This is a genomic window from Nonomuraea insulae (assembly GCF_042656245.1).
This window is the reverse complement of sequence record NZ_JBHSPA010000061.1, coordinates 21,668-28,053: the sequence shown is the minus strand read 5'-3', so window position 1 is coordinate 28,053 and position 6,386 is coordinate 21,668. Positions and strand designations below refer to the sequence as shown.

The 6,386-nt window shown below is 65.3% G+C and carries 7 protein-coding genes and 3 pseudogenes; 3 read left to right on the top strand and 7 right to left on the bottom strand.

From position 1 onward, the window contains the following. Nucleotides 1-190 precede the first annotated feature (190 nt). Nucleotides 191-466 carry a hypothetical protein gene (locus ACFPZ3_RS45440; RefSeq protein ID WP_379520618.1) on the bottom strand — a complete coding sequence of 92 codons (276 nt, stop codon included), beginning with the start codon at nucleotides 464-466 and terminating at the stop codon, nucleotides 191-193. Nucleotides 467-475: 9 nt separating this feature from the next. Then, nucleotides 476-1,618: an alpha/beta fold hydrolase gene (locus ACFPZ3_RS45435; protein WP_379520617.1), complete on the bottom strand. Its 1,143-nt coding sequence runs from the start codon at nucleotides 1,616-1,618 to the stop codon at nucleotides 476-478. 482 nt (nucleotides 1,619-2,100) lie between these two features. Here ACFPZ3_RS45435 and ACFPZ3_RS45430 point away from each other — a divergent pair, with 482 nt between their 5' ends. Both ACFPZ3_RS45430 and ACFPZ3_RS45425 read left to right on the top strand, forming a co-directional pair. Beyond that, nucleotides 2,101-2,355, top strand: a complete 255-nt coding sequence (locus tag ACFPZ3_RS45430; RefSeq protein ID WP_379520616.1) for a hypothetical protein — start codon at nucleotides 2,101-2,103, stop codon at nucleotides 2,353-2,355. Nucleotides 2,356-2,443: 88 nt separating this feature from the next. Further along, nucleotides 2,444-2,767: a TSUP family transporter gene (locus ACFPZ3_RS45425; RefSeq protein ID WP_379520615.1), complete on the top strand. Its 324-nt coding sequence runs from the start codon at nucleotides 2,444-2,446 to the stop codon at nucleotides 2,765-2,767. A 210-nt stretch (nucleotides 2,768-2,977) separates the two neighbouring features. On the opposite strand, the pseudogene ACFPZ3_RS45420 reads toward ACFPZ3_RS45425, so the two are convergent. Further along, nucleotides 2,978-3,175 (bottom strand): annotated as a pseudogene (locus tag ACFPZ3_RS45420) (tyrosine-type recombinase/integrase); the annotation flags it as partial. Nucleotides 3,176-3,242: 67 nt separating this feature from the next. Continuing rightward, a complete protein-coding gene (locus tag ACFPZ3_RS45415) occupies nucleotides 3,243-3,704 on the bottom strand; it encodes a tyrosine-type recombinase/integrase (protein ID WP_379520614.1) in 462 nt (153 codons plus the stop codon). A gap of 125 nt (nucleotides 3,705-3,829) precedes the next feature. On the opposite strand from ACFPZ3_RS45415, the pseudogene ACFPZ3_RS45410 reads away from it, so the two are divergent. Continuing rightward, nucleotides 3,830-4,054: pseudogene (locus tag ACFPZ3_RS45410) on the top strand (transposase); the annotation flags it as partial. 893 nt (nucleotides 4,055-4,947) lie between these two features. On the opposite strand, the gene ACFPZ3_RS45405 reads toward ACFPZ3_RS45410, so the two are convergent. The 3 genes and pseudogenes from ACFPZ3_RS45405 to ACFPZ3_RS45395 all read right to left on the bottom strand — a co-directional run bounded on the left by ACFPZ3_RS45405 (nucleotide 4,948) and on the right by ACFPZ3_RS45395 (nucleotide 6,319). Further along, the gene (locus tag ACFPZ3_RS45405; RefSeq protein ID WP_379520620.1) at nucleotides 4,948-5,574 is read right to left on the bottom strand and encodes an ISAs1 family transposase; all 627 of its coding nucleotides are present in this window, start codon (nucleotides 5,572-5,574) and stop codon (nucleotides 4,948-4,950) included. 11 nt (nucleotides 5,575-5,585) lie between these two features. After that, nucleotides 5,586-5,801 (bottom strand): annotated as a pseudogene (locus tag ACFPZ3_RS45400) (transposase family protein); the annotation flags it as partial. After that, nucleotides 5,753-6,319 carry a YceI family protein gene (locus ACFPZ3_RS45395; RefSeq protein WP_379520619.1) on the bottom strand — a complete coding sequence of 189 codons (567 nt, stop codon included), beginning with the start codon at nucleotides 6,317-6,319 and terminating at the stop codon, nucleotides 5,753-5,755. The gene ACFPZ3_RS45395 and the pseudogene ACFPZ3_RS45400, both read right to left, overlap by 49 nt. Nucleotides 6,320-6,386: the final 67 nt, after the last annotated feature.

Below are 6,386 nucleotides of genomic sequence, written 5' to 3'. Positions count from 1 at the left end.
AGCAGCGCGTCCGCGTCCTGCGTCGCCCAGGGCAACCGGACGGCGAGGTCGTCGCCGAGCTTCACCGAATAATCGGCCAGGCCGGGGTGCTGGTCGCGCAGCAGATCCCGCACCAACTCCGCGGTGATCTCGATCTCGGTGTGCGTCATGCGGAGCAACATTAGCCGGATGATGAGGGACTCAGATCCCCTCAGTCTCGGGCCAGGAGGGCCAGGGTTTCGGGCGCTTCCCAGGCGGTCAGCTGCCGGTCAGGGTCGGCTTCTTCCTGCGCGAACTGGTTGATCAGGTCGGCGAGGGCCTGCCGGTCCTGGTCGGAGAGGCCCTGCAGGAGGACGGTCACCGGCTCCAGCAACTTGATTGTGGCTGCGGGCGTGATGTCGTCGTCGTCGCTGAGGCCCAGCCTGATGACGACCTCGGTGAGGGCTCTGGCGAGGGTGCGTTCGTGGGCGTCCGGACGTCTCGTCACATGACCTCTCTAGGGCGTGGGGCTGATGGTGCCGTCCTCCGCCATGTCGAAGAGACCCTGGGTCTTGCCGTCTACCTTGGTGTGCTTGAGCCAGTGCTTCGACAGGTTGTGCAGGTTCTTGTGCTGGCCCTCCCACACGATCTGGTGCCCGGCGCAATCCACCTTCACCAGCAGCCGGTGCGACCCCGGGATGGCGTCGTAGAGCGCGGGGACGGAGAAGGTGAGCAGGGGATCGCCGCTGTCCGGCGTCGCGTTCGCCGTCGTGTCGTATTCCCCGTAGACAATCAACACCGGCACGCTCCCGCCAAGCACGCCATCCCGCGCCGCGGCCTCGGTGTTCCAGCCCCACCACAGCGCGTTCCTGAACCGGCTGAGACCCAGCGGGCGGCCAGACGGTTGGATCTTGCCCCATGTGCGGCCGATCGGATCGATGTCCATCAGTGCCTTCCAGACCGCATCTACGACGTCGGGTTCTCGCTGGGTGGCACAGTGGACCTGAGTATCCCAACCCTGCTTGAAGCCCCCCAAGGTGAACACATGGGTGGGGAATCCGGGCACCGGCAGCGCGGGTGGCGGGTCCGTCCTGCCGGCGGGCGGGAACATGGGAGCGACCAGAAACAGACTCTCGACCTTTTCGGGGTTGTCGATCGCGTACGGGCCCATCTGGAACGCAGCCGCGGACCACCCGATGAACGCGACCTTCGAGACGTTGCGCTCGGACCGGATGTACTCGACCACAGTGTCCAGCTCGGCCCAATCGCTCTGGGAGTTGCTCAGCTGGAACGGATAACTGGGTGTGCGCTGCCCAGAGAGCGGAGGGATGAGAAGGGTGGTGTGCAGAGCCGGATTGACGTTGCACGGATCCTCCATACGAGGCCGCGTCGACTTGCCCGACCCCTGCAGATCCATCATGAAGACGTCGTAGCCTGCCTTCGCCAGCGCCTCGCCCCACCCATACGTGCTGTGCTGGAGATCGAAGCCCGCCAGCACAGGAACACTCCTGCCATGCAGCATTAGGACGGCCTTCCGCTCCGCCGGAGGACCGGGGGGCGTGCCGTCGCGCTCCCGTACGAAGAGGTCGATCAGCTGACCCTTCGACGCGTCGATGGTCGACTTATGCGGGACCATATGGTCGATCGTTTTGATAGCCATGAAGATCCTCCCGCTTGCTTGAACGAATTGTCTTTCATAAGCGCACCGCAGGGTGTCCTGCGTTCTGAGGTGTATCTGAGTTAATGATGCAGATCCCGAAAAAATCAGCCAGCATCGTCGGCTCCCCGCCATGTTGATCTGCCCGGGTTTGTGCGGTGCCACGCCAGGCGCCGCACACGTGCTTGTTCAAGACCTTCCCATCGTTATCTTGGGTTCTTAATACCTTCTCGCAGGTCAGAGTCAGATGATCTTGTCTGGCACGTAAGGCACGTCGACCGGCTCTCACAGCACGCTGCGGGGGACCGGGACAGGGCGCGGGTCTCGACGGCGTAAGCGCGCGGCGGGCCATCGCCATGCCGAAGCCGCGGCGATGGTAGTTCCCAACGGCGTAGATGCTGCACCGTTGCGGCTCAGAGCGCGCACGGTCGACCTACAGCGATCCCGGGCACACTGCCCCCGAACGACCAGCCAGGAGCCCTATCATGACCACGCTCGAACGCACCCTCGCCAAAGCCCTCACGGAGATCGTTATCAGGCTGGACCTCAGCGACGACGACGCTATCGCCGAGTCCTCGATGCAGCTGCTGGAGCCGGTGATCACCCTCCTGCAGGAACTTTCCGCGCAGGACCGGCAAGCCCTCGCCGACCTGATCAACCAGTTCGCGCACCAGGAAACCGACCCTGAGCGGCATCTGACGGCCTGGGAGGCGCCCGAAACCGTAAGTCTGCTGGCCTGAAGGCTCCCTGCCCGCCGAGCACGGCTGTCGGCTCGGCACAATGGCGTCTCCGAGGCCATGACCAAGGCGGGCAGGAAGCGTGATCGGCATGATGCTGGACGAAGACGCCATACCCGCCCGCGGGGCGCGCTCGCTGCCACTGGTGTTCGCCGCCGGCGCGGCGGTGGGCGTGCTGGGTGGGATGATCGGCCTGGGCGGCGCCGAGTTCCGGCTGCCGCTGCTGATCAGCCTGTTTGGGTTCGCCGCGCTGTCGGCGGTCATCTTGAACAAGGCGATGAGCCTGATCGTGGTGCTCACCGCGCTGCCCGCCCGGCTGGCCGCCGTCCCCCTCGCCGATCTGGCCGCGCACGGGACCGTCGCGGCGAACCTGCTCGCCGGAAGCCTGCTCGGGGCCTGGGCGGGTGCCTCCTGAGCGGTACGGATGCGCACCGCCACCCTCTACAAGGTGCTCGCGGCCCTCATGGTGGTCATGGCCACCGCCCTGGTGCTCACCCACACCACCGCCTTGGGCGCGCTGGCGCTGCCCGGCCCGGCGCAGGCCGTCACAGTCGAGATCGCCGTACTCTTCGTGCAGGTAGTCGGCATAGAGCCGGACCAACTCCGCCGACACCGGGATGGTGCGCGTGGTCGCGGACTTGGTGCGGGCACCGTTGGCGTTGACCCGGGGCACGACCGTGACCTCACGCTCAGCGGCGGCAATGTCCTCATGCCGCAGCCCAAGAACCTCCCCGATCCGCATCCCGCTGTCATAGAGCAGCGCGAACAGCAGCCGATCGCGTAACCGCTCGCAGGCATCCAGGACGGCCTGGGCCTCGGCCACCGTCAGCACCCGGGGCAGCTTGCGTGGCGTCTTCAACGCGATCGTTCGACGGGCGATCGGCTGATCTCTACTGATGTGGTGCAGGAATGGCTTCCATCCACCACGTTGCCCCGCCGGACCCCAAGTGATCAGCAACTCGCCCAGGTCCACCCCCGTGACGGCTCGCGTGCTGGTAGAACGCCGACAACGCCGACAGCTTCCGGTTCACCGTGCTGGCCGACACATGTTGCTCGACCGACGGCAGCACCATGACCTTGCCCTCCCGAGCAGGTGCCGGCAGGCGCAGCCAGGCCACGAACTCGCCGATGTCTTCCAACCGGACCTCGCGCCAGTCCAGGCCACGACCGTCGAGGAAGGTGAAATAGTCCTTCAAATCATGCGCATACGCCTTGATCGTGTTCGGCGATCGTTCGATGTCGGTGAGATACGCCAGATACCGCTCGATCGGCTCGACCGGGAGATCGTCATCCCCCAGAACGGTCCAGGACTCAAGCGACGAGGCGGGCATGACCACCCGCTGAACAAGCATGGCTCCTCCGGAAGATCCACGTGCTGGACAGCGGTAGATAACCACGTCCACCAGCCAGAATCCGGACCCTCACACCCACGTGATCGACGTGCAAGACAGCCCTCAGAGGGCTCAAGATAACCCAGGAACGGCTGAACAAGGAGATCCGCCGCCGCACCGACGTGGTCGGCATCTTCCCCGACCGTCCGTCGATCATCCGCCTGGTCGGCGCGGTGCTGGCCGAACAGACCGACGAATGGACCGAAGCCCGCCGCTACATGGGGCTGGACATCCTCGCCAAAGCCCGCATCCGGCTCATCACCGGCGACACACCGGCCCCGAACCCGCTCCCGCAGACACTTACCGCTTAACCTGCAGAAACAGGATCACTCGAAGATCGATTCATACACCACGTCCGTGGACGTGACCCGCCCACCTTGCTCCCCTCTCCTCTTCTACAAGACGGGCGAATCGGGAAGACATGACGGCGTTCGGGCGATGTTTCGCATACTCGTGAGTGCCGAAAATTCGTCGCCTACCGCTGAGCGCGGGGCGGGCAGTTCCCAGCAGCAACCACCGCCGACTCGTCCGGCCTCAACACCGGCAATGCGCACGTTGCGCCGTCGTACGGCGGTCGTGTCCTCGGCGCCGGCCGGGACGTCGCTATATCCTCGGCTCTGTCTTTCCGGGGAGCGTGACGGCCTTGAGATGGGGCTGATAAACATCGGGCGTCGCTACGTAGTGACCTCGTGCGGGATACGTTATGCGATCAGCCGCTGGCCGGACACCAAGCGCCCCCGAACACAGGGTTCGGCAGCCGAATGCTCAAAGCGCCCATCATGCCCGCGGCACCAGACCTAGCCTGGAGACGGTTACAAGAGCCAGCCTAGGAGGCTAATCGTGGCCAAGCTGACGGAGGAACAGCGGGCAGAGCGAGCCCTCAGGCGAGCGCGGCAGAAAGCATTGGATGCGGAGGAGGACGATCGTCGCCAGGAGGCGCGGCGCCGCCAATGGGAGCGAGAGGGAACCTATATGACCTGGGCGGAGTTCCAGGCCGGTGAACCGTGCCGAGGATGCAGACAGCCTCTCTTGAACGGCGCCAGGGAGCTTCCTCCGCCTATCCGACAGACTCCGGAAGAGCGAGCGGAGGCCGAGCAGGAAGAGGCCCGCTATCGACAACTTCATGGAGATTGTCGCTCCCACCGATGGAGCGTTGAAGGCTCGCGTACCTTGCATTGCGGGTACTGCTGTCCTATGCCGCCGCTCAGTGACGAGCGAGGTTGGTCGCGCCGGTCAGGCGCAGAGCGCCGATGGCGAGGTTGCGCAGAGCGGCCATGTTGCGGGGTGCGTTGCCCGTGCGTGCCTGGGAGTGGTCCTCGCCATAGGTGACGTCGCGGACGTAGTGGAGCCTGTTCTCGATGCTCCAGTGGCCGCGGATCCAGGTTGCCAGGTCGCCGGGACTGGCCTGCCAGGTGGGCAGGCTGGTGATGGCGTAGACGGTCACGGTCCGCCACTTGCCCTTGTTCAGGTCCCTGACCTGGCGCTTGATCTGCATGGCTTGGACGGCATGGGGAAACAGCAGGCCGGCTTTGACGGTCAGGACCTTCAGGGTGCGGCGCTCGTCGCGGCCGTGTCCGCGGTCGCGCTGACGGTCAGCGACCGGGACCTGCTTCCACAGCAGCCGTTTGAGCTGGGTATGCAGGGTGGGCTGGTTCTTCTTGACGATCAGCACGTAGTGGGCGTTCTTCTCGGTCACCAGGAAGGTGGCGTGATCGCGCTGGGTGTGCAGAGCGTCCGCGGTGAGAACGCATCCGTCCAGGTCAAGGCCCTCAAGCAAGGGCCGGAACCGGGTGATCTCATTGGTCTTGCCCTCCACATCGGTCTGAGCCAGCCGATCGCAGTGAAGGACCGCGCCCCGGCCAGAACCGCCGCCGCGGCGATCGCCAGAACCGAGGCCAGTGCGTGTCGGATCCCGCGCCGTCCGCGTGGATCGGGAACCTGCCGTAGCTGGTCCAGCAGGCTGGCGTACTCGGCGACCGCTACGGGCAAGGAGTGGCCGCTGATCGCGGTCAAGTGGTCCAGGGCAGGGTTGATCGGCAATGATGAGGGGGCAGGCACGGTCTTCTCTGATCATTTGGCGTCGAGAACCTCATGATCCCGAAGGTCGTGCCTGTTCGTTTACGCCGACCGCCGTCGTGTCGCGCATCGGCCTGGCCATACCCGCCCTGCAGCTCGAACCGGACATCATGGCCGTCAACTCCACTTTGCCGAAGCCCTGGGAAGCCGGCGCGGGTGAATTCGTACGGATCAGGGCTGATGCCGCCGAATTCAGCCCGCAGCGTGAGCGGCTTGGTGTTGGCACGGATGGTCATATCGCCGTCGACCAGGTAGACGTCACCGTCCATACGCATGGCCGTGGAAGTGAACCTCATCTCTGGGTAGTCCTCGACGCTGAGGAACCCGCCGGGGCGCAGGTCCGCGTCCCGCGTGTCGTTGCCGGTAACAATGGAGGCGACTCGGATCGCGGCTTGGACGGTGGAGTCCAGCGGGTTCTCAGCAGCCATGACCACCGCCTCGAAGTCGGTGAATCGGCCACGCACGTTGCTCACCATCATGTGGCGGACGCTGAAGCCGATCTCGGAATAGGCTCGGCTTCCGGCTCACAGGTGAGGAGGGTGAGGGCGAGACCGTCGGAGTGCTGGG

What these genes read in the sequence shown, in the direction of transcription:
- ACFPZ3_RS45435 (WP_379520617.1), bottom strand. Translation starts at nt 1,618, where the DNA reads ATGGCTATCAAAACGATCGACCATATGGTCCCGCATAAGTCGACCATC.
- ACFPZ3_RS45430 (WP_379520616.1), top strand. Translation starts at nt 2,101, where the DNA reads ATGACCACGCTCGAACGCACCCTCGCCAAAGCCCTCACGGAGATCGTT.
- ACFPZ3_RS45425 (WP_379520615.1), top strand. Translation starts at nt 2,444, where the DNA reads ATGATGCTGGACGAAGACGCCATACCCGCCCGCGGGGCGCGCTCGCTG.
- ACFPZ3_RS45415 (WP_379520614.1), bottom strand. Translation starts at nt 3,704, where the DNA reads ATGCTTGTTCAGCGGGTGGTCATGCCCGCCTCGTCGCTTGAGTCCTGG.